This window comes from Novosphingobium sp. TK71 (assembly GCF_055361505.1).
In genome coordinates this window covers 2,142,843-2,167,405 of record NZ_JBSZKA010000001.1, presented here as the reverse complement: position 1 = coordinate 2,167,405, position 24,563 = coordinate 2,142,843, and the positions used below count along the sequence as shown (strand labels likewise).

3 protein-coding genes are annotated in these 24,563 nt (G+C 69.6%); 1 reads left to right on the top strand and 2 read right to left on the bottom strand.

The annotated features are described in order from the left end of the window. The first annotated feature begins 16 nt into the window (after positions 1–16). Positions 17–781 carry an AraC family transcriptional regulator gene (locus ACXJ16_RS25325; RefSeq protein ID WP_463922494.1) on the top strand — a complete coding sequence of 255 codons (765 nt, stop codon included), beginning with the start codon at positions 17–19 and terminating at the stop codon, positions 779–781. Between the two features lie 112 nt (positions 782–893). Here ACXJ16_RS25325 and ACXJ16_RS25320 read toward each other — a convergent pair whose 3' ends face one another. Further along, complete coding sequence (locus ACXJ16_RS25320) at positions 894–6,341, bottom strand: hypothetical protein (RefSeq protein WP_463922493.1); 5,448 nt, start codon at positions 6,339–6,341, stop codon at positions 894–896. A gap of 105 nt (positions 6,342–6,446) precedes the next feature. Further along, positions 6,447–24,560, bottom strand: coding sequence for a hypothetical protein (locus ACXJ16_RS25315; protein ID WP_463922492.1), 18,114 nt, complete (start codon positions 24,558–24,560; stop codon positions 6,447–6,449). Positions 24,561–24,563: the final 3 nt, after the last annotated feature.

Below are 24,563 nucleotides of genomic sequence, written 5' to 3'. Positions count from 1 at the left end.
GATTTCAGGACAACCGATGGAACAGCGGCATCCCGACGATTACGAGGACGTCCCGAGACAGGTCGTCGGCATCGGCAATGATTATCCGCCCTCGTTCGAGCTTGCGGAACATCGCCACCGGCGCGGCCAGTTTCTTTATGCCGCCAGCGGCGTCGTCGCCGTGAGCACGCCCGAAGGCGCCTGGGTTGCGCCGCCCGAACGCGCCGTCTGGATTCCGGGAGGAACACCCCATACCGTCCGCATGGTAGGCGCGGTGCAGACCCGCAGCGTCCTTATCGACCAGACCGCCAGCGCAATGCTGGCACGGACCTGCCGGGTCGTCGGCGTTTCCCCCCTGCTCCGGCAACTCCTTGTCGCCGCTTCGGAAGTGCCGATCGAGTATGAAGAAGACGCGCGCGACGGGCTGGTCATGCAACTGCTCGTCGCAGAGATCGCTCGCGCGCCGGTCATCCCGATCGTCGTGCCGTTTCCCCGCCATGCCGCGCTCGCCCAGCGATGCCACGCCTTCCTCGAAGCTCCCCGAGCAACCGTGACGATCGATGAATGGGCCGATGCCCTGGCCATGAACCGGCGGCGCTTCACGCGCCTGTTCCGAAGGGAAACGGGCATGAGTTTTGCCGAATGGCGGCAGCAGGCCTGCCTCTCGGCCGCGCTTCCGAGGCTTGCGGCGGGCGACGCCATAACCGTGATAGCACTGGACCTCGGCTACGACACGCCGGCCAATTTCTCGACGATGTTCAAACGCGTGCTGGGCATACCACCAAGCCGCTATCGTCAATGAAGTCCGCTTCGGCGCCGACACGCTCCGGCGCGAGGACGGGGCCAAAGAAAGAGGGCCGAAGCAATGCCCCGGCCCTCCTTTCGTGCTCAGGCCGGGACAACCGGCATCCTGCTTACCAGCGAACGGAAACGCCCGCGCGCGCGGCAATGCCACTGGTTCCCGAGCCGGTCACGCCATCTACCTTCGCGAAAGCGGACAAGCCCTGCGAGGAGCCCTGGATACCGGCTTCGAAGCGTGCGCGTCCGCCTTCCGAGGCATCCCGGAAGAGCAGATTCTCGCCGCCAGACGACAGCGTCGCCTCCGGACGGCCGTTCATCTCGCCTTCCCAGTTCGCGCCGACATAGGGCTGCAACGTCCAGCCGCCCGCCTTCGTTTCCACGCCTGCGCGCAGGCCGGCGCGGCCGTAGAAGCTCTGGACATGGTCGAACCGGGCACCAACGCCGCTCTGCGCGCCGCTGAAGCCGTCGAGGTCGGCGTCGCTCCACGAAGCGCTGGCCGAAGGCTCGAAGAACACCGCACCGCTGCGGATGTGGTAGCCTGCCTCGACTTCGACCCCATAGCTCGTGCCGTTCGTCTTCGGCGCAGCGGCACCGTTGCCGAAATCGTACTTGATCGAATAGCGATCGAGCTTGGCCAGCGCATGGGCGAAGAACCCGTCCGCACTGCGATAGCGGGCGTAGAGGCCCACGTTGCCGCCATCGATCTTGATACGGTCACCGCTCGCCTTGACCTTGCCTTCCTGCGAAACATAGCCGCCGGTCACGCCAAGGCCCCAGCCGGTGCCATCGCTGCCCTTGCCCCAATCGAGGCCGAACTGGCCGCCCCACCAGTTGTCGCGCATGTCGAGGTTCGGCGCGAAGCTCGTGGCCGTGCCCAGCACGGTTTCCGAGTAGATCGGACGCGACCGGTTGGTTTCGCTGCCACCGAGGACCTGACCCCAGAGCGAAAGGCCATCCTGCGGCGCGAAGGCGCGCATCTGTTCCGACCAGGCGTCACCCGAACGGCGCCAATAATGACGCACCTCGGCACCCGTGCGGATGAGTTCGAAGGCTTCCGCGCTGGGAACGCCCACGAGATCGAGGTTGCCGTCGCCATCGGTCATGAGGCGGTAGTCGACGAAGCCCTTGTTGATGCTGCCGCCTTCCAGAACGAAGGCGCCATTCGCCACGGAATCCGCGTTCACCAGACGGATGCCGTCGAAGTTGAAGCGCGCTGCCGCCGTGCTGCTGAGGTCGGTAATGGACAGCGTGGTCGTTCCCGAAGCCGCACCGACCGTCAGCTGATCGGCGGACTGGGCCGCGCTTGCCCCCACGGCAGCGATGCCGAGGTTGGCTTCGAGCACCACGCGCGAATTGCCGGAACCGACGAAGGCCGCGTCGCCAAGGTTCAGAACGTCACCGGTATGGCCGTTGACGAGGCTGATCGTGCCGGAATTGCGGAACGTGGTGAGGCCGGTCACGTTCATGGTTGCCGCTGCCGAAGCGGCGGCATTGACCTTGAAGGTGCCGCTGTTGATCAGCGTGGCATCGCCGGTGAAGGTCGTGTCTCCGCCGTGAGCGTTCCACGTACCGCTATTGGTCAGCGTGGTGGCGGCGGTATCGAAGGTCATGTAGCCGTCGACCGTGCCGCTGTTGGTCAGCGTTGCCGCACCGCCCGAAAGCGCGACGGCATGGTTGCTGTCCGCCCTGACCGTACCTGCAAGCACGACATCCTGGCCGCCTTCGGCATCGGAAGACAGACCGAACGTTCCGCCCTGGAGCACCGCATTGCTGCCCAGCACCACATCGGCGCTGCCGCCCGTGGTGATGACGAGACCCGCGCCCGTCCCGGAGACCGTGGAACCGGCACTTGCGAGGGTCGCCGCGATATCGCCGGTGGTTGACGTCAGGCTGATCGCATCGCCGGATACGGCCGAGACCTGTCCGCTCGTCAACGTGATCGCGCCGCTGTCGGAAACCGCGACGACACCGCGCGATCCTTCGCCCGAAGCCGTGACCGTCTGCAGCACCAGGGTCTGCGCACCGCTGCCGGTCTGAACGCTGATGGCGTCCGAACCCGCGCCGCTGGTCGTCACGGCGACACTGCCGATGGAGATCGAGCCGGTGCCCGTCGCGGACGCCGCGATGCCGAGCGAATTCGCGCCCGTCGTCGAGATCGTGCCGAGGTTCGTGAGCGTGCCGGCGCCGTCGATGACGGTGAAGTCCACGGCGTTCGAGTTATCGCCCTGGGTCGAAACGCCATTGGTCGTCTCATCGGCCGCCGCAAGCAGGAGGGCAGGCGCCGCGGATTGACCGAGAACGAGCGAAACCGCGCCCGACTGCGAACCCTGGACGGTAACGCCGGCGGCATCGTCGCCATCGGTGGTCACGCCGGCGATGACTGCGCCGATCGTGCCCGTTCCGTCAGCCGCCGTCTGCACGAGGCTCACGCCCTGGACACGATCGCCCGAGGCCCGCACGTCGGCCAGAGTGACATCGATGGCGCCATCGGACCCGGTGCCTTCCACCGAAACGGCAACACCGGTGCCGAACTGCGTTTCCGAAGCGATCACGCCGGTTCCCACCAGTTCGATCGATCCGGCTCCCGAAAGGCTGACGCCAACGGTATCGCCAAGCCGCGAGACCGTCGACACATTGCCAACCGTGACGCTCTGGTCGCCCGACATGCCGATCGAGCGAATGGCGTGAGCGTTGTACTCGCCCGATACGGAAACGTCTCCGAGATCCTCGATCAACAGGTTCGTGCCGTTCGTGGCCCAGATGCCGCCGGCACTGGTAAGCGAACTGGAAACCGTGAGGCCTGCCGGAGCGCGCACCGTGGCCGTACCCGTGCCGTCGAACAGGTTCACGGCGTTCGCCTCGCGGGCTGCCGTTACCGCAACCGTATCGCCGAAGGTAATGGTCTGGTCCGTTCCGCCGACCGCGAGCACGCCCAGTGCCGCGCCATTGGCGCTCGTTGCCGAAACCGCACCGTTCGCCGCGAAGGTTACCGCACCGGAATCGCCGTAGAGTTCCACCGCGTTGGACTGGCCATCAGCCGAAACCGTGACCGGCCCCGCAACCTCGATCGACTGCGCGCCGGAAGCCTCGATGTAGATGCCCGTCGCCTCGCCGCCGGTCGCGGTGAGAGCGTTCGTCACGGTAAGCGCGCCGCCCAGCGAGATGTCAGCGTCGCCGTTCAGAGAGGCGGTCAGACCTTCGGCCGCGTCTCCCGCCGCCGAAACCGTCATGCCCTGAGCCAGAGATACGGTCGCATCGTTACCGGAAAGGTTGACACCATTGGCATAGTCCCGTGCCGCCACGTCGAACGCGCCGTCCACCACGAGGCTGGAACTTTCGTTCGCGTCGGCCTGCTGCACGCCATAGGCATAGCCGTTCGGCGAGGAGAGCGAGAAATCGCCGCCGATCGCGATCGACTGGGTCTGCCCGCCCGACTGGATGACGCCATCCTGCAGGTTCGTGCCGGTGAAATCGCCGGCAAGTTCGAACGACACCGCGCCGGTCCCGTTGAACTGGACAAAGCCGTCACCGAAATTCGCGGCGGAAACAACCAGGTCGCCATCGAACCGGACGCTCTGCGACGTGCCGCCGATCATGTAGCCGCCCAGAGCCGCTCCATCCGTGGCAGTGACTGCGAAATCCTCCGCCGAGGTCAGCGTGAGGGCGCCGGAGCCCTGCATCACGACACCGGCAGCCTCGCCCGATGCCTGAACCGAGAGCCCCTTCGAAAGAGCCACGGTTTCGTCCGTACCGGAACCGATGTAGATGCCGGTCAGATAGCGCCCTTCGCCCGTGCTGGTGACGCCGAAAGTGTCCTGCGCTGCGATGGAGACGCTGCCCTGCGCGCCTTCGGACCAAACGCCGCGCACATCGCCTTCGCTCGTCACCGTGAAGGCATCTTCCAGCGTGACCGCGTGGCTCGAACCGCCGCTCAGCAAAACGCCGTCGGCATCTCCGATGCCGCCGTCAACCGAAAGCGCACCCGAGCTGGTCAGTGCGATTGCTCCCGAACCGTCCGTGAGCCGGACGCCCGTTGCACCGTCGGAGCCGGTAACCGTAGCGCCATAGGCCAGCGAAACCGTCTGATCCGTGCCATCTGCCAGGGCGATGCCGTGTGCATCGCCGGCCGTGTTGGTGACACGGAACCCATCGCCCACGGCAACAGTCTGCGCGCCCGTCGCGCCCGAAGTCGCGATGCCCATGGCCGTGCCACCCGCTGCGGAAACCGCAAGCGTCGCGCCGCTGCCCAGTCCCGGCACCACGGAGATGCCGACCGTGCTGCCGCCTTCCACGGAGATGCCGGTGGCACCGCCGCCCGTGCTGCTGACCGAGAGACGCGCGCCCGTGAAGTCCACCGAAACGCCGCCCGTGGCGCCGCTAAGCAGCACCCCGGCGGCCTGGCCGCCCGCGTTCACCGCAACGTCGCCGGAATAACCGATTCCGCCGACGATCGCAGGTTCGAACGAAACATCCTGCGTCGTTCCGCCGGAAACCGACACACCGGTCGCATCGCCGGTCGCTGTTACCTGCACATATTGCCCGGTGCCCGAAACGCTTACCGCACCGCTGGCATCCGTCACTTCGAAACCGGTGGCGTCAGCGCCGGAAACGCTGAAGGTGCTCCCGGCACTGGCGCGGGTTGCCGCCATGGCAACATCGCTGCGCTGGGCCGCAGACATGCCGACGGCGGCCCCACCCTGCGACGTGACAGAAAGAACGCCGGTATTCGTCAGGCTGGTGGTGCCGACAGAGCCCGTACCCACGGCAACAAGGCCCGTCGCGCTGCCCGTGCCGGACGAGACCGTCAGGTTGGCGTTGTTCGCGATTGCGAGGTTGCCGTCACTGGGGGGCGAGCCGATGCCGATGGCGTCACCGTCCGTCGCGGTCACCGTCACCTGGCTGGCGTTCGTCAGGGTGACGGTGCCTCCGCCAAGGCCCATGCCGCCGAGGCCGTAAGCGACCGATCCCGCTGCGCCCAAGGAATTCACGGTAACGATGCCCTGGTTCAGCACGTTGCCGTTCTGACCGGTTATGGCAAGGCCCGCAACTACGGGAACAGACGAACCCGACGGCTGCGTTACTGTGATCGTGCCGTCACTGGCGTTCGTGATGGAGGCCATGCCCGTACCGCTCGCCAAGGCGGTCGCACCCAGTGCACCGGTTGTCACGCGGCCGTGATTCTCGATCACGGCATCGCCGGTTCCAAAAGTCTCTGCTTCCAGGCCGGTCCGGGAGGCATTGATCCGCGATCCGTTGCGCGCAGTGATCAGGGCATCATGATCGGCCGAACCGGAGACGCTTACGCCCGTGTCATTCGTCGTCGCATTGACCAGGACGGTCCCGTAGAGATCGACCTTGAGATCGGCAGCCGTCCCGTAGATCGACTGGTCGTAAGAGATCCCGTTCTGGAAGTCGTCCGTATCCGCAATGCACGAAGCAACGTTCGGGCTGGCCGAAGTGTTCGGAACGCCGCATTCGCCGCTGGGTAGCGCCATCGCGACACCGGGTGCGATCATCACCAGAGTCAGCGCCGACGCGCCGGCCATGAGCTTGGTCTTCAAGGCAATTCTCCTGTTAGCGCAATTCTGTGGGGCAGGTCCGCGCGGACCTGCCCGAAATCGAGGGGAAGCTGGAAAGAGGGTTGGTGGCCGTGAGGGACATCGGGATCACAAGTGGAACCGGATGCCCGCCATGGCGGTCAGGTCGCTGTAGCCCTTGCCGAGGTTGGCCCCGACGCTGAACTGCAGGTCCACCTTGCGCATCTGCAGGGTGGAACGCAGGTCAATCCGGCCGCTGTCGCCCACCGCTTCCGCGCCTGCGGCGGTGAAGCGGTAGTCCTGCGCCCCGGCGAAGGCCGCGGTGACCGAGCGTTCGGTGTCGAAGTCATGCACCCAGGCTGCACGCAGCGTCGTAACCAGCGCCTTGCCTTCCGGCAGGTCTATGCGGCCAGCAACATTGGCGCCGAGCAGACTGCGCGCACGGGTCCAGTCCTTGCCGAAGAAGGCGAGACCAAGGGTCGCCGCCTCGCCATCGGCCTGGTGCTCGACATAGGCCGGCAGCGAAAGCCGGGTAACCTCGAGCGCACCGAAGGGCTGGAACACCAGGTTGCCCTGGCCGAACTGACGCGCGACCTGCGCCCGGCCCGACCAGGCGTGCATGGTGAAGTCGCCATGCGCCTGCACATTGCCGTCGGCATAGAGCCACATGTCACGTAGGTACGTCGTGTCGGCAGAACTGTGCAGCAGGTCCGCGCTGATCGTCCAGGCGCCCGGATGGAAGCCCGCATAGGCACCGAAGGTATAGACCTTCGCCTTGCCCGAGGTGCTCACGCCCGGAACCGAGAAGCTCTGCGGATCGTAGCCGAAGGTGGCGCCGATCACGCTGCGCGCGTCCGGGCGATAGTCCCATCCGCCCTGGATGACGTAACCGCTGGTGCGCGTATCGTGCGCCCCATCGGTGCCGTCGAGACGCTGGCGGCCGCCCTGGATCGCCATCCAGAGGTTGCCCAGCGGTTCCTTGCGCCAGGCCGACGCAAAAGTCCCGACGCGGCTGACGATCTGGCTGTCGATGACGTCATGGTTGTTGCCGATCGCGGACAACGCCGCGCTCTGCGCCGCGGTGACGCCTTCACCGGTCAGGCTGTCGTAGACCGTGCCCAGCGCGCCGACCGTCGGGATCGAGATGATCGCGGCGGCCGTCGGCGCGAAGGCGTCGGTCGGCGTTTCCTGGATACGGTCGAGCACGTTGCCGATCACGGCCTGACGCTGGGTCAGCCCGGTCGGAGCGAACTCGATCGTGTAGCGGATCGACTGCTCGTTGATCGAAGGATAGCCGAGGCTGAAGCTCGCCACCGCCGAAGTCGGAGCGACCAGTTCGACCGCATCCTGTCCGGTGATACCGCCGGCTGCCTCCAGGATCACCGCCTCGTTGACGCCGCTCTTGGCGTAACCGAGGTTCAGCAGGTTCGTCGTCACGCGCCCGTTGAGCGCCGCAGCGCCGGAGACGACGACCTTGTCGGCCGTGTTGGTCCTGAAGTCGAGGTCGAGGTTGTACTCGCTCTGCGCCGTCAGGGTCAGGCCGCCGCTCACCGCAAGCTGCGACACGACGCCGCCACCACCCGGATTGAGGATGCCCGCGTTCACGAACGTACCCGAACCGACGTTGACCAGCGAACCGGCCAGGAAGATGCCGCCATCGACGTTGGTGAAGCTGTTGAAGCCTTCGCCGAGATCGATCGAGCCGACGATGGTGCCCGAGTTGACGATCGTGTTGTTGCCGCCCTCCGCGTAGATCACCAGGCCTTCCTGCCCGTCCATGGTCTGGAGCGTGCCGGCATTGGTTACGGTGTTGTCGGCGCCGCCAAGCAGCGAGACGGCATGGCCGCCCAGACCGCCGACGACATCGACATCGCCGATGTCGAGCATGATCGCGCCACCCCCGAGGCCGCCGGTGCTCTGCGCGACAAGCGCGCTCGAACCGGCCCCCGTGGTCACGACATCGGCATTGACGGTGAGGTTCACCGCATTGCCCGCGCCGGAACCGCCGAGCACGCTCGTTTCCGAGCCTACCGCGCCGCCGCCGCCGCCGACCGACTGAACGACCACGCCATTGGCATTGGCCCCGCTGGTGCGGATCGCTGCGTCTACCGTCACGTCTACCGTACCGGCATCCACCGAACCCGCGGCCACCGACATCAGGCGTGCCATGCGCAGCGGGCTTGCCGCACCGGCATCCACCACGTCGAGCGTCTGCACCTTGCCGTCAGCGCCAACGATCGAGGCCGCACCGCCGCCGCCACCGATCGACTGCACCAGAAGTGCGGTCGAACCGGCACCTGTGGTGGTGATCGTCTTGTTGATCGCCACCGACACGTTACCGCCGTTGCCGGTTGCACCGTTCGAAGTGCCGAGCGTCAGCGTGCCATCGGCATCGGCGCCCACGGCGCTGACATAGCCGCCGCCACCACCGATCGACTGCACGACGACACCCGCCGCACCTGCGCCCGTAGTCTGGACACGGCCATCGAGAGTGAAGTCGATGTTGCCGCCCGAGCCGCTCGCCGCGCCGCCAAGGTCCACATTCGTGACCGTGCCGGTGCCGCCGGTGTTGTCGAGCGTAGCAAGACCGCCGCCGCCGCCGATGGACTGCACGAGCACCGCGTTGGCGCCGGTGCCGCTGGTGACGACATCCGCCTTCTGGTCGAGCACGATGTTGCCGCCGTCACCGCCCGCACCGCCGGTCGATCCGGCTGCAAGGGTGATGTCGCCCAGCGCGCCGCCTTCCATGGAAGACAGGCTGGCCACGCCGCCGCCGCCGCCGATCGACTGGACGACCAGCGCCGAGGCGAGGTTGCCCGAAGTGCCGATGGCGCCGGTCGAGGTCGTGAAGGTCACGTCCCCGCCATTGCCCACCGTGGTCTGCGAGCCGCCGAGGTTCAGCGAAGCGCCCGAAAGCGAACCATCGGCAAGGCCGAGCGCCATCGTGCCAAGGCCGCCGCCGCCGCCAACCGACTGTGCGAGCAGGCCGATGGCCCCGTCGCCCTCGGTAACGATGGTCGCGCTGTTGGCGATGGTGATCGCCGCGCCCGAACCGGCGGAATCTCCGCTGCCGCCGACATTGATCGCCCAGACCGCATCGCCGCTGCCCAGCACCACGTCGCCGGTGACACCCTCGGTGCCGCCGCCGCCGCCGATGGACTGCGCCGCGAAACCGACGGCGCCCGCGCCCTTGGTGTAAACCTCGTTCGCATTGGTCACGTCGATGACGTTGCCGTCACCCGCCACGCCGCCGGTGCTGCCCAGTTGCAGGGTCAGGCCGTTCGAGCCGACTTCCAGCGGATCGGGCACGGAGAGCGCGACGTTACCGCCGCCCGCGCCGATGGCCTGGGCCAGCAACCCGTAAGAGAGCGCGCCTGCCGTCTGGAGCACGCCGCCCGAGAGGTTGACCACGACCTGCCCCTGCCGGCCGCTGATCCCTTCGCCCTGAGCGCCAAGGTTGAGGTTCACACCGTCAAAGGCACCCGCCTGCGCCGTGATGGCATAAGCAGACTGGCCGCCGCCGCCCGCGATGGACTGGGCGAGCACGGCGATGGAGTCGTCCGCCAGCGTCACGATGCTGCCGGTCGAGGTAACGGTAACGTCGCCGCCGTCGCCGCCAGCGCCGCCGGTTGCGCCCACTTGCGTGTTCAGCGAACCGCCGGTGACCGCCAGCGAACCGGTAAAGCCACCCGCACCGCCGCCACCGCCGATCGACTGCGCCAGAATGCCGACCGAAGCCGCACCTTCCACAAGGATCGAGCCGGTATTGGTAACGGTGATGTCACCGCCGTTGCCGCCTGCACCGCCTGTGCCGCCGAGCGCGGAGGTCATGCCGCCAAGGCCCGTGCTGAGCGTGCCGGAAACGACCATGCCCGCCGTACCGCCGCCGCCGCCGATGGACTGCGCGAAGACACCATAGGACAGATCGCCCTTGGCATCGATCACGCCGCTGTTGCTGACCGTGATCGTGCCGCCGTCACCGCCGGCGCCGCCCGAACCGCCAAGGCTCGTGGTGGTGGAGCTGCCGGTGCTGAGCGAGCCCGAGATGGACATGCCGCCAAGGCCGCCGCCGCCGCCGATCGACTGCGCGAAGACGCCGATGGAGTTGGCTTCCAGCGTCTGGATCACGCCGCTGTTGGACACCGCGATGTCGCCGCCATTGCCACCGCCGGCACCTGCGCCGCCGATGGACTGACTGATCGCGCCGCCCGCGCCGACGGAGAGCCCGCCCGCGAAGCCGCCCGAACCGCCGCCACCGCCGACCGACTGGCCGAAGACCGCAACCGAGCCCGCGCCCTGCGCCAGCACGTTGCCGGCATTGGTCAGCGTGATCGCGCCGCCATTGCCGCCACCGCCGCCGGAACCAGCGCCGAGGGTCGAATTGACCGCGCCGCCGGTGGCGATGGTGCCGTCGACCGCGAAGCCGCCGGAACCGCCGCCACCACCGATGGACTGCGCGAAGACGCCGTATGACAGATCGCCATCGACCACGATGGTCGCGCCCGCGGCATTGGTGACGCTGATCGCGCCGCCATCACCACCGGCTCCACCCGAACCGCCAAGCGTGTTGGAAAGGCTGGAAACCGCGCCGCTTGCCGACAGCGAGAAGCCGCCAAGCCCGCCGCCGCCGCCCACGGACTGGGCGAAGACGCCCGCCGCATTGGCACCGGCTGCATGGATCTGGCCGCTGTTGCTGACGGTAATATCACCGCCCTGGCTGGCATCGCCACCCGCACCGCCGATGGTCGAACCGAAGGCACCGCCGCCCGATCCGGTGAGACCGCCCGCAAAGCCGCCGGAACCGCCGCCGCCACCGATTGACTGCGCGAAGACCGCAACGGCCCCGGCACCCAGCGTTTCGATGGTGCCGCTATTGGTCAGCGTGATCGCGCCGCCAAGGCCGCCGCCACCGCCGGTTCCGCCGCCGATGGTCGACTGCGCATCGCCAGTGAGCGCCACGGTCGCGCCGGCCGCGAAGCCGCCGTTACCGCCGCCGCCACCGATGGACTGCGCCTGAATGCCGTAGGCGAAGGCGCCTTCGGTATAGACCGCACCACTGGTGTCCACGGTAATGTCGCCGCCGATACCGCCTGCACCGCCGCTGCCGCCGATCGTGTCGGACATGGCATCGAGCTGCGACGCTGCGCCGCCGACGGCAAAGCCGCCGACACCGCCGCCACCGCCGACAGACTGGGCAAGGATCGCCACCGCCTGATCGCCGGCCGTCGCCACGAGGCCGCTGTTTGAGACCGTGATATTGCCGCCCGCGCCGCCGTCACCGCCGGCTCCGCCGACCGACGAACTGGCCGAAGCGCCCTCGGCCGAAAGACCGCCGCCTGCCGCGAAGGCACCTGCACCGCCGCCGCCGCCGACAGACTGCGCGAAGATCGCGATCGAGGCGTCGCCAAGCGTGACGACCTGGCCTGCGTTGCCGATCGCAATCGTGCCGCCAAGGCCGCCAGCACCGCCGATGCCGCCACCGACGCCGTTCTCCACGTCGTCGCCCAGCGCCAGCGCGCCGCCGGCCGCAAAGCCGCCTGCACCGCCGCCGCCGCCGACAGACTGCGCGAAGACGCCGTAGGCAATGGCGCCATCGGTTTCGATCTTGCCGCCGACTGCATTGCTGACGGTGATGTCACCGCCATCGCCTGCCGAGCCGCCGTCTCCGCCGACCGTCTGCGAAACCGCACCGGCCTGCGAAGCCGCGCCGCCGGTCGAGAAGCCGGCGACACCGCCGCCGCCGCCTACGGACTGCGCGAAGAGCGCGGTCGCATTGCTGCCCAGCGTCAGGATCGATCCACCGTTCTCCAGCGTGATCGTGCCGCCCGAACCGCCTGCGCCGCCCGATCCGCCAACCGTGTTGGAAGTCGCGCCGCCCTCGGCCGAGAGGCCGCCGCCCGCTGCGAAGCCGCCGGCACCGCCGCCGCCGCCGATGGACTGGGCAAAGACCGCAATCGCGCCCTCACCCGCCGTCTGGATCGCGCCGAGACTGGTCAGCGTGACGTTGCCGCCGATACCGCCGCCGCTGCCCGAACCGCCGCCGACGCTGGATTCCACGTCGCCTTCAAGGCTGAGCGCGCCGCCGGCCGCAAATGCGCCCGAACCGCCGCCACCGCCGACCGACTGCGCGAAGACCGCGTAGGAGAAGTCTCCCAGCGTGGTGATCGAACCACCGGCGCCGTTGTCGATGGAAACTTCGCCGCCGTCACCGCCGGCTCCGCCGCTGCCGCCAACCGTGTTCGAGGCGCTGTCCGCCTTCGAGGCACTGGCGCCGACCGAGAAGCCACCGGCACCGCCGCCGCCGCCCACAGACTGGGCATAGACCGCCGTGGCATTGGCGCCTTCGGTACGGATCGAGCCGGTGTTGACCAGCGAAACAATGCCGCCGGCACCGCCCGCTCCGCCTGCGCCGCCAACCGAGTTGGACGCCGCACCACCCTCGATGGTGAGGCCGCCGCCCGCCGCGAAGCCGCCGGCGCCGCCGCCGCCGCCCACGGACTGGGCGAAGACTGCGATGGAGCCGTCTCCGGCCGTGCCGATCTTGCCGGCATTGCTCAGCGAAACGACGCCGCCGATGCCGCCGCCGGCACCAAGGCCCGCGCCGACCGACGAATTCGCATCGCCCTCAAGGCTCAGCGCGCCGCCAGCCGAGAATCCGCCCTGACCGCCGCCGCCGCCGACCGACTGCGCGAAGACCGCGTAAGACAGCGTGCCCAGCGTGACGACCGCGCCGTCCGCGCCATTGGCCACGGAGACTTCGCCGCCGTCACCGCCCGCGCCGCCGCTGCCGCCGACCACGGTCGAGGCGCTGTCTGCCTTCGATGCAGAGGCACCCACGGCAAAGCCGCCCTTGCCGCCGCCGCCGCCGACAGACTGCGCGAAGATCGCAGTCGCATTGGCGCCTTCCGTCTGGACCAGGCCATCGGTCGTGATCGAGACCACGCCGCCAGCACCGCCAGCACCGCCCGAACCGCCAACGCTGTCCGAAGCAGAGCCGCCTTGTGCGGTCAGGCCAGCGCCCACCGCGAAGCCGCCGGCACCGCCGCCGCCGCCCACGGACTGTGCGAAGACCGCGACCGAGCCTGCACCCTTGGTTGCAATCGTGCCGGTGTTGTCGAGGCTGACGAGGCCGCCTGCGCCGCCGCCGCCACCGCTGCCGCCGCCCACGGCGGATTCCGCATCGCCTTCAAGGCTGAGACCCGCGCCGGCCGCAAAGCCGCCCGAACCGCCGCCGCCGCCGACAGACTGCGCATAGACCGCGTAGGACAAGTCGCCATCGGTGGTGATCGTGCCCCCATTGTTGGCGATCGTCACGTCACCGCCCGCACCTGCCGCGCCGCCGCTGCCGCCGACGAGGTTGGATGCCGCATCGGCGCTGGCCGCTGCCGCACCGGCGGAGAACCCGCCTGCGCCGCCGCCGCCGCCCACCGACTGGGCCAGGATCGCGGTTGCATTGGCGCCCAGCGTCTGGATCGTGCCGCTGCTGGTGACCGAAACGAGGCCGCCGTCACCGCCGCCCGCGCCTTGTCCGCCCACGGCATTGCTGGCAGCGCCGCCCTGCACGCTGAGGCCGCCCGAGATGGCAAAGCCGCCCGAACCGCCGCCACCGCCGATCGACTGTGCCAGCACCGCCAGCGAGCCATCGCCGCGCGTGCCGATATCGCCCGCGTTATTGATCGAAACCACGCCGGCCGAACCGCCCGCGCCACCCGATCCCGCGCCCACGGTCGAGCTGGCATCGCCTTCAAGGGCAAGGCCCGCGCCGACCGAGAAGCCGCCCGAACCGCCACCGCCACCGATGGACTGCGCCTGGATGGCGATGGACATCGCGCCTTCGGTGACGATCGTGGCGTTCGCCGTGTTGACCAGCGTGACGTCGCCCGCCGAACCGGCCGTGCCGCCGTCTCCGCCGATGGAGCTGTTCGCCGCGCCGCCCTTGGCCAGCGCGCCGCTGACCGCGAAGGCGCCGTTGCCGCCACCGCCGCCGATGGACTGCATCAGCACCGCCGTTGCGTTGGCGCCCTGCGTCAGGATTGTACCGTCGTTATAGAGCGAGACCGTGCCCGCCGAACCGCCAGTGCCCGCACCGCCGCCGATGGCATTGGAAAGCGTGCTGTCGCTGCCGCCGGCAAGGCCCGCGCCGACCGCAAAGCCGCCCGAGCCGCCACCGCCGCCGATCGACTGCGCGAAGACCGCCACGGCGCCGTCGCCGCTGGTCTGGATCAGGCTGTAGTTGTTGACGCCGACATTGCCGCCATCACCCGCCGCGCCGCCGGCTCCGCCGCCGACCAAGGAACTTGCGCCTTCGGACAGCGAGAGCGCGCCGCCCGTGGCGAACCCGCCCGAACCGCCGCCGCCGCCGATCGACTGCGCAAGGATCGCGTAGCCGAAGTTGCCGGTAGTCACGACCGTGCCGGTCGAGCCGTTGGCGACTTCGACCGTGCCGCCGTCACCGCCTGCGCCGCCCGAGCCGCCGACCGCGTCGCTTGCCGAAGCGGCCTGCGAGGCAGAGGCACCCAGCGAGAAGCCGGCCGAGCCGCCGCCGCCGCCGATCGACTGCGCGACGATAGCCATCGAGCGATCGCCCAGGACCTGGATATCGCCGGTGGTCACGACCTTGACCGCACCGGCATTGCCACCAACGCCGCCCGAACCGCCGAGGCTGTTGGTCACGGCTTCCGAAGTCGACGAAATCGTCAGCGAACCGGCGAAGCCGCCGTTTCCGCCGCCGCCGCCGATCGACTGGGCAACCACGCCGTTGGACGATGCACCGAAGGTGTAGATATCGCCGGTGTTCTGCACGGTGACCAGACCGGCATCCTGACCGGAACCGCCAGCACCGCCCGTGGCACTGGAAGCCGCCTTTTCGCCGAGCGCCAGCGTGCCGGCTACGGCGAAGCCGCCCGAGCCGCCGCCGCCTCCGATCGACTGCGCCAGAACGCCATCGGAAAGCGCACCGTGGGTCTGGATGAGTGCGCTGGTGGAAACGAGAACATTGCCGCCGACGCCGCCATCGCCCCCCGAGCCGCCGGTGACCGCGCTGGCGCCTTCGCCGTTGGAAGCCGCCGCAAGGCCGAGCGAGAAACCGCCCACGCCGCCGCCACCGCCGATGGACTGCGCAACGACCGCTGCCGAGCCATTGCCCAGCGTGCCGAGCGCGCCGCTCAGCGTCAGATCCACGTTGCCCGCATCGGAACCGATGCCGCCCGCGCCGCCAACCGAGCTGACCGCCGAACCGCCGCCCAGCGCCGCCGCAAGACTTCCCGAGAAGCCGCCCGCGCCGCCGCCGCCACCGATGGACTGAGCCAGCACCGCATTGGTGGCATCGCCTGCCGTCAGGATCTGACCTTGAGAAACGACAGTGACATTGCCCGCCGCATTACCGGCGCCGCCAGCGCCGCCGACACTGTCGGACGCGCCCGCACCCTTGGTGGCAATGGCGCCGGAAACCGAGAAGCCGCCGGTACCGCCGCCGCCGCCGATCGACTGCGCCACGATGCCGCGGCTGTGATCGCCCTCGACCTTGATATTGCCAATGGAGGTCACGGACACGTCGTCGGCCGAGCCGGACGAACCACCCGCGCCGCCGGTCGAACTGGAAACCGCATCCGCGCCCGAAAGAGCAAGACCTGCCGAGACCGAGAAGCCGCCGTTTCCGCCGCCGCCGCCGATCGACTGGGCGACAATGCCGGTGGAGTTGGCGCCGTGAGTATAAATGTCGCCGGTGTTGGCCACGTCCACGGTGCCGGCATTGCCGGCCGAACCGCCCGCACCGCCGCCGATGGTCGAGTTCGCCTCACCCTCAACGCTCAGCGCGCCGCCGACCGAGAAGCCGCCCGAACCGCCGCCGCCGCCGATGGACTGCGCCAGGATCGCGCCCGATTGCGCGCCAAAGGTCTCGATACCGCCCGTGTGCGTGACGGAAACGTCGCCCGCATCGCCTGCCGAGCCGCCGTCGCCGCCGGTCGATTCAGCCGTGGCGCCGCCACTGCTGGACAGCGCCGCGCCCACCGCGAAGCCGCCCGCACCGCCGCCGCCGCCAATCGACTGCGCGAGCAGCGCTACGGATGCCGCGCCCTTGGTGACGACATTGCCGTTCACATCGACGCTGACGTCCCCTGCGTTGCCCGAGGAGCCACCGGCACCGCCGCCGGTCGCCGATTCCGCATCACCTTCGATTGATGCAGCCGCGCCAACCGCGAAGCCGCCCGAGCCGCCGCCGCCGCCGATGGACTGGGCAACCACGCCGCGCGCCTGCGCACCGTCGGTCTGGATATCGCCATCGACCGACACGCTGACTGACCCAGCATCACCCGAGGAACCGCCGGAACCGCCGGTCGAATCCGAAGCCGCACCGCCCGAGGAGGACAAGGCCGCCGAGACCGAGAATCCGCCGACGCCGCCGCCGCCGCCGATGGACTGGGCCAGCACGCCGTTGGCCGCCGCGCCCGAGGTTATGATGGTACCGGTCTGGTCTACGGTAACGTCCGAAGCCGAACCGGCCGCGCCGCCCGCGCCGCCGCCGACGCTGGACTTGGCGTCCGAATCCATCGACGCGCCAAGGCCCACGGCAAAGCCGCCGACACCGCCGCCGCCGCCCACGGACTGCGCAAAGATACCGTTGGCCGATGCGCCCGTGGTCTGGATATCGCCGTCATGGCTGACGGAAACCGTGCCCGCGCTACCGCCCGCGCCTGCCGAACCGCCGACGCTGGTGCTGGTCGCCCCGCCTTCGAGGCTGAAGCCCGCGCCGACCGAGAAGCCGCCCGAACCGCCGCCGCCGCCCACGGACTGTGCAAAGATGCCGTTCGAATTGGTGCCGCTGGTGACGATCATGCCCACGTCGGACACGAACACGTCCGCGCCGTCACCGGCCGTGCCGCCTTCGCCGCCGCCCACGCTGGAGGTCGCATCGCCCTTCATGGAGGCGCCAAGGCCCACGGCGAAGCCGCCGTTGCCGCCGCCGCCGCCCACCGATTGGGCCAGGATTCCGTTCGAATTGGCGCCGCTGGTGCCGATGTCGCCCACGCGGTCCACCGTGACGGTGCCGGCGCTGCCGCCGCCGCCGCCAGAGCCGCCGACGCTGTCGCTGGTCGCCTCGCCGTCAAGGCTGAGGCCTGCGCCGACCGAGAAGCCGCCGTTGCCGCCGCCGCCGCCGACAGACTGCGCGAAGACGCCGTTGGCCTGATCGCCCAGAGTGACGATCGTGCCGGTGCCGGTCACGGTTACATCGCCGGCATTCGAGCCGGTGCCCGCGCCGCCGCCGCCGACCGAGGATTCGGCGTCGCCCTTGATCGAGACGCCAAGGCCCACGGCGAAGCCGCCGTTACCACCGCCGCCGCCGATCGACTGGGCGAGGATGCCGTTCGATCCGGTGCCCTTGGTCTGGATGTCGCTATCGGCATGGACGGTGACGTTGCCCGCCGTCGCGCCGCCCGCGCCGGCCCCGCCGACGCTGGTGGAGGACGAACCGCCCTCGCTGGAGAAGCCCGCGCCGACCGAGAAGCCGCCGTTGCCGCCGCCACCGCCGACCGACTGCGCAAAGATGCCCGCTGCCGCTGCGCCTTCGGTCCAGATCGTGCCTTCGGTGGTGACCGAAACGTCGCCCGCCGTGCCGCCCAGCGAACCCTCGCCGCCGCCAACGTTCGATTCCGCATCGCCCTTCAGCGAAACGCCGAGGCCCACGGCAAAGCCGCCCGAGCCGCCGCCGCCGCCAACTGACTGCGCGAAGACGCCGTTGGAACCGTCACCCTTGGTGGTGATGCCCTCACGCGCCACGACCGTGACGTTGCCGGCGTTGCCGCCCGAACCGCCGCCACCGCCAACGCTGTCGCTGGTGGAATCGCCTTCCGCGCTGAAGCCCGCGCTGACCGAGAAACCGCCGGTGCCGCCGCCGCCGCCGACCGACTGGGCAAGCACGCCGTTGGACGCCGCGCCTTCGGTGTAGATCGAACCGGTAGTGTCTACGCTGACATCGTCGGAATTGCCCGCCGCGCCGCCTTCACCGCCGCCGACGCTTGATTCCGCATCGCCCTTGATCGAAACACCGGCGCCGACCGAGAAGCCGCCGTTGCCGCCGCCACCGCCGACCGACTGCGCGAAGATGCCGTTGGCGATATTGCCGGTGGTCTGGATCTTGCCGACATTGACGACATCGACGGTCGAGGCGTTACCGCCCGCGCCGCCGCTGCCGCCAACCTGGTTGGAGGCGGCATCGCCTTCACCCGAGAACGCCCCGCCAACCGAGAAACCGCCGGAGCCGCCGCCGCCGCCAACAGACTGGGCAAGGATACCGTTCGAACCCGTTCCCGATGTGACGACCGAATAGCCTTCGATGGCCGCATTGGCACCGGCCGTGGCCGAGACGCTGACCATGCCCGCATCGTTGCCGGTACCGCCATTGCCGCCAACGCTCTGCGTATCGGAATCGCCCTTGGCCGAAAGGCTGGCGGAAACCGAGAAGCCGCCATTGCCGCCGCCGCCGCCGACCGATTGCGCGAAGATGCCGTTAGCCAGTTCGCCCGTGGTCTGCACGGTTCCAAGGCTGGTCACGTCGACATTGCCGGCCAGACCGCCGCTGCCGCCGGTGCCACCGCTGCTGTTGCCGATGGACTGACCCTCGACCGTGGCCGAGGCGGTCAGGCTGAAGCCGCCGTTACCGCCGCCGCCGCCGATCGACTGGGCCTGGATGCCCGCCGCGAGGTTGCCCGTGGTGGAAACGTTGCCGGTCGATCCCAGCGAGACGTTGCCCGCCGTATTGCCGGTGCCGCCCGAACCGCCGATGCCCACAGCCACGGCATTGCCCACCGACAGCGAAAGCGCGCCCGCGAAACCGCCATTGCCGCCGCCGCCGCCCACGGACTGGGCGAAGAGGCCGACCGAACTGGCGCCGCTCGTCGAAATGTCGCCGGTGCTGACGAGCGAAACGTCGCCCGCCTCGCCGCCGGAGCCGCCCTTGCCGCCGATCGCGACCGAGGCCGAAACGCCGTCACTGCTGGCGGTCAGGGTGCCGGAAATGGCGAAGCCGCCATTACCGCCGCCGCCGCCGATCGACTGCGCAAGAATGCCGTCCGCCTGATCGCCCAGCGTGGTGATGTTGCCGGTCGAGACGACCGAGACCGCCTTGCCCGCACCGCCCGATCCGCCCGATCCGCCCAGCGCCAGCGCCGCCGAGGCGTATTGCGCGCCCGCGACCGCGACGGAGAATCCGCCGTTGCCGCCGCCGCCGCCCACGGATTGCGCGAAGATGCCGTTCGAAAGCGTGCCTTCGGTGTAGATGTCGCCGGTGTTGGCCAGCGTGACCGTTCCCGCGTCGTTACCCGTGCCGCCGGTGCCGCCGAACGAGAGCGCCGCCGCGCCGTACTGTGCGCCTGCAACGCTGGCGGAGAAGCCGCCATTGCCGCCGCCGCCGCCGATGGACTGCGCCACGAGGCCGCTTGACTGGTCCCCGGTCGTGGCGATCTGGCCGGTCGAAGTGAGCGTAACATCGCCCGCCGTACCGCCCGCGCCGCCGCTGCCGCCGAAGCCGATCGCGACAGCGCCATACTGGCCGCCTGCCGCGCTGACGCTCCAGCCGCCGTTGCCGCCGCCGCCCCCGATCGACTGGACCTGCGCACCCGCGCTGAAATCACCCAGGGTGACGATGTCGCCGGTATTGGTGAGGTCCGCATTGCCCGCCGCACCGCCGGTGCCGCCCTTGCCGCCGAAGCCGATGGCAGCCGCGCCGTATTGCGCACCCGAAGCGCTGACCGAGAAACCGCCGTTACCACCGCCGCCGCCGACAGACTGTGCGAACAGCCCCTGCGAGTAATTGCCCTCGGTCCAGATATCGCCGGTCGAGACCAGCGTTACGTTGCCTGCCGCGCCGCCCGTGCCGCCGTCGCCGCCGAAGGAGAGCGAAACGGCGCCGAACTGAGCGCCTGCCGCAGAGATCGCGAAGCCGCCGTTACCGCCGCCACCGCCGATCGATTGCGCACGCACGCCAGCCGAAAAGTCGCCCGAAGTCGTCAGATCGCCATCGGAGATGACCCCAACGTCACCCGAAGAGCCGCCGCGACCGCCGGTGCCGCCCATCGAGAGGCTGACCGCGCCGAACTGGCCGCCCGAGGCGGAAATGGCAAAACCGCCGTTGCCGCCGCCGCCGCCGAGCGACTGCGCGAAGATCGCATCGGCATTGTCGCCGAGCGTCTGGATGTCGCCGGTGCTGTCGATGCTGACCGCGCCCGAGGAGCCGCCATTGCCGCCATCACCGCCGAACGACGCGGAGATGCCGCCACCCTGCCCGCCTGCAACAGCGATCGCACCGCCGCCGTTGCCGCCGCCGCCGCCCACCGACTGCGCGAACAGGCCCTGGGAGCTGTCGCCTTCGGTCAGGATATTACCGCTGCTGACCAGAGTGACCTTGCCGCCGGTGCCGCCATTGCCCGCACCGCCGCCGAAGGCGAGCGATGCACCGCCCGCCCAGCCGCCGCTGGCGGAGATCGCGAGACCGCCATTGCCGCCGCCGCCGCCGACAGACTGGGCGAGAATGCCGGCCGAGGCCGCACCCTGCGTCCAGATCCCGCCGTTAGAGGTGACCGAGACTTCGTCGCCATCGCCGCCGTCGGCGCCCGCGCCGCCCATCGAAAGGCCTGCCGCGCCGATGCCGCCGCCCGAAACGGCTGCCGAGAAGCCGCCGTTACCACCGCCGCCGCCGACAGACTGCGCGAGGATGCCGTTGGAAAGATCGCCGACCGTCGTGATCGTACCGGTGCTGCCGACCGTGACCTTGCCGCCATTGCCGCCATTCGCGCCGCTGCCGCCGAAGGCCGCGGACATTGCGCCGGCGCCGCCGACCGAGCCGGAAACCGCGAAGCCACCATTGCCGCCGCCGCCGCCGACGGACTGCGCAAAGATACCGTTGGAGCTGAGCCCTTCGGTGGAAAGATCGCCGGTCGAGGAGACGAAGACGTCGTCACCCGATCCGCCGTTGCCGCCGCTGCCACCGAACGTGAGGCTGACCGCGCCGGCCGCACCCCCGGCAAGGCCGACCGCGAAGCCGCCGTTACCGCCGCCGCCGCCAACGCTCTCCGCAAAGATCGCGTCGGACTGGATGCCCTTGGTGGAGATGGTGCCGACCGAGACGAGTGTGACAGTCGAACCATCCGACCCCGCGCCGCCCGCGCCGCCGAAGGTCGAGGTGATCGCACCAAGGCCGATCGCGGCACTGGCCGAGAAGCCACCATTGCCGCCGCCGCCGCCGACGGACTGCGCAAAGATGCCGCGCGACTGGTCGCCTTCGGTGGAGATGTCCGTTGCGCTTTCGACGTCGACCAGTCCGCCGGCACCGCCCACGCCGCCGGCGCCGCCGTAGCTCATCGTCAGCGATCCGCCGAGCGATGCGCCCGCCGCTACCGAGAAGCCGCCGTTACCGCCGCCGCCGCCCACCGAGCTGGCGAAAATGCCGTCCGAAAGATCGCCCTTGGTCGCGATATAGCCCTGAAGGCCCACGCGCACCGCACCGCCCGAACCACCCGATCCGCCCGAGCCGCCAAAGGCGATCGAGGCGGTGGCACCGAGACCCGCCGAGGCCGAGAGCGCGAAGCCGCCGTTGCCGCCGCCGCCGCCGACAGACTGCGCGAAGAGGCCGCTCGAACGGTCTCCGAAGGTTTCGATATAGGCCGAGCCCATGCTTGCGCTGGCCGTGGTGCACGAAGAGTTGGTGTTGACGCAGATGTCGCCGCCTGCGCCGCCGCCGCCGCCCTTGCCGCCGAAGGCCGCGCTGACGAAGAGACCTGCAGAAACCGCCGAGCCGCCGTTGCCGCCGCCGCCGCCGATCGACTGGACGAAGATCGCCGTTGCATCGTCGCCGGAAGTAGAAACGAGGCCGGTCTGGTTGAGGACGACCTTGCCGCCCTTGCCGCCGTTACCGCCCGCGCCGCCTATAGCGAGAACGCCGGTGCTCGATCCGCCATTGCCGCCGCCGCCGCCGATCGACTGGGCGATGATGCCCAGTGCCTGGTCGCCCTTGGTGGTGATCGTTCCGCTGTTGGTGACGGTGACGATACCACCGGCACCGCCGCCGCCGCCGGACCCGCCGATGGAAATGAGGCCGGTGGACGTACCGCCGTCACCACCGCCGCCGCCGACCGACTGGGCCTGGATGCCGATCGAGCGTTCGCCGGAAGTCGAGATCGATCCGCCGTTCGTGACGGTGACATTGCCGCCCGGGCTCGTTCCCGAACCGCTGCCGCCGATACCGACAAGGCCGGTCGAATTGCCGCCTGCACCGCCGCCGCCGCCGACAGACTGCGCAAAAATGCCACGGGCGTAATCGCCCGTGGTCTTCAGTGCGCCTTCGTTGTCGACGATCACCGTACCGCCGAGACCGCCCGTGGCGCCCGATCCGCCAAGGCCGACGAGACCGACCGAGCCGGAGCCCGAGCCGCCGCCGCCGCCTACGGACTGGGCGAAGATCGCGTCGGACCAGTCTCCCCCGGTCGTGACCGAGCCGGCCGAGGTCTGCGTAACCTGGACCAGACCGCCATTACCGCCGCCCGCGCCCGAACCGCCCAGCGCAACCAGGCCGCCCGAACCCGAAGCGTTGCCGCCGCCGCCGCCGATGGACTGCGCGAAGATGCCCTTGCCCGCCTCGCCCGTCGTCACAAGCGTCGCGCCGGAAGTCACGAGCACGGTGCCGCCGTTGCCGCCACCTTCGCCCGAGCCGCCCAGCGCGGCGAGGCCGCCGGTAACACCGGCGCTGCCGCCGCCGCCGCCGACCGACTGCGCCAGCACCGCGTAAGAGCCGGTGCCGGAGGTCGAGGCATAGGCACCGGCTGCAAGATTCACGATCACGGAGCCCGCGTCGCTGCCCTGGCTGCCCGCGCTGCCGAGCGCCACCAGACCCACCGTGGTGCCGCCGTTGCCGCCGCCGCCGCCGATGGACTGCGCGAAGAAGGCATGGGCGAAATCGCCGGAAGTCTTGGTGGACGAATTGCTGCCGGCCGTGATCGTCGCGTCGCCGCCCGGACCGCCGGCGCCGCCGTTGCTGCCGTCGGCGAACAGGCCGCCGCCGCTGCCGCCATCGCCGCCCGAACCGCCGATGGATTCCGCGAGCACGCCGTGCGCGCCCTCGCCCTCGGTCTGGACCACACCGTTCTGGTTGACCCGGACGTCACCGCCCTTGCCGCCGTAGCTGCCGCCGCCGCTCGACGAGACGAGGCCCCAGCTACCGCCGCCGTCACCGGCCGACCCGCCGAGGCTCTGTGCGAGAATGCCGATCGAGCCTGCACCCTGCGTGGCGACCGTGCCGTTGTTCGTGGCCGTGGCGTCTCCGCCTACGCCCGGAGACCCGCCACCCGAACCGCCGCCCGACAGGAAGCCGGAACCACCCGCGCCGCCCTTGCCCGACGAACTGCTGACGAGAATACCGTAGCTGTTGCTGCCGGTGGTCAGGACCTGGGCATTGCTGACGAGGTTGACGTCTCCGCCGACGCCGGCGTTGCCGCCCGAACCGCCGTCCGAACCAAGATAGCCGTTGCCGCCCTTGCCGCCGTCACCGCCGATGCTCTGCACGATGACGGCCGCCAGATTGTTGGACCGCGAGGTATAGGACCCCGAAATCGTCTGGTTGATGTCATCGCCCTTGGCGCCGGAACCACCGTCCCCCGCGGAAATGAACAGTGCGCCGATATGGCCATTGCCGCCGTTCCGCCCGCGCAGGACCTTGCGGTAGATGCTGTCGTTGATGCCTGACTGGAACTGCACCTCGTCGGCGCCGGTGGCATTGGTGGCAGGCGCAATCGAGGTGACGGCGTCAGTCGTGCTGATCGTGTTGTCGGCAGAGCTTTCCAGCGAAACCGCGGTAACAGCGCCGCCCGCATCCGTGGTGACCGCGGTGACCGTGTAGGTCGTGCCCGAAACGTCGAACGTCTGTCCGACCTCGTCCGCGAGCAGGATGACGTTGTTGCCGTCCGTCTGCACCTGCATCGGCGGCAATTGCTTGGTGACGGTCTCGAACTCGCCGGTCACCGGGTTGAGGACCTGCGCGCCGACCGGCGGCATGACGATCGGGGACGGCGTGGGGGCAGGCGCGGGGGATGGCGTCGGGGTTGGAGCGGCAGAAGCCTGAACCGGCAGGACACCGCCGAATACCATCATCGCCGCAAGCGTCGCCACGGACGCGCTCGAACGCCAGGAACGGGACGGGCGGTCCTGCGCCGTGCTCGCGGTGGAACGGCCAGCGAAAGGTTCAGAAGTGTACAAGGT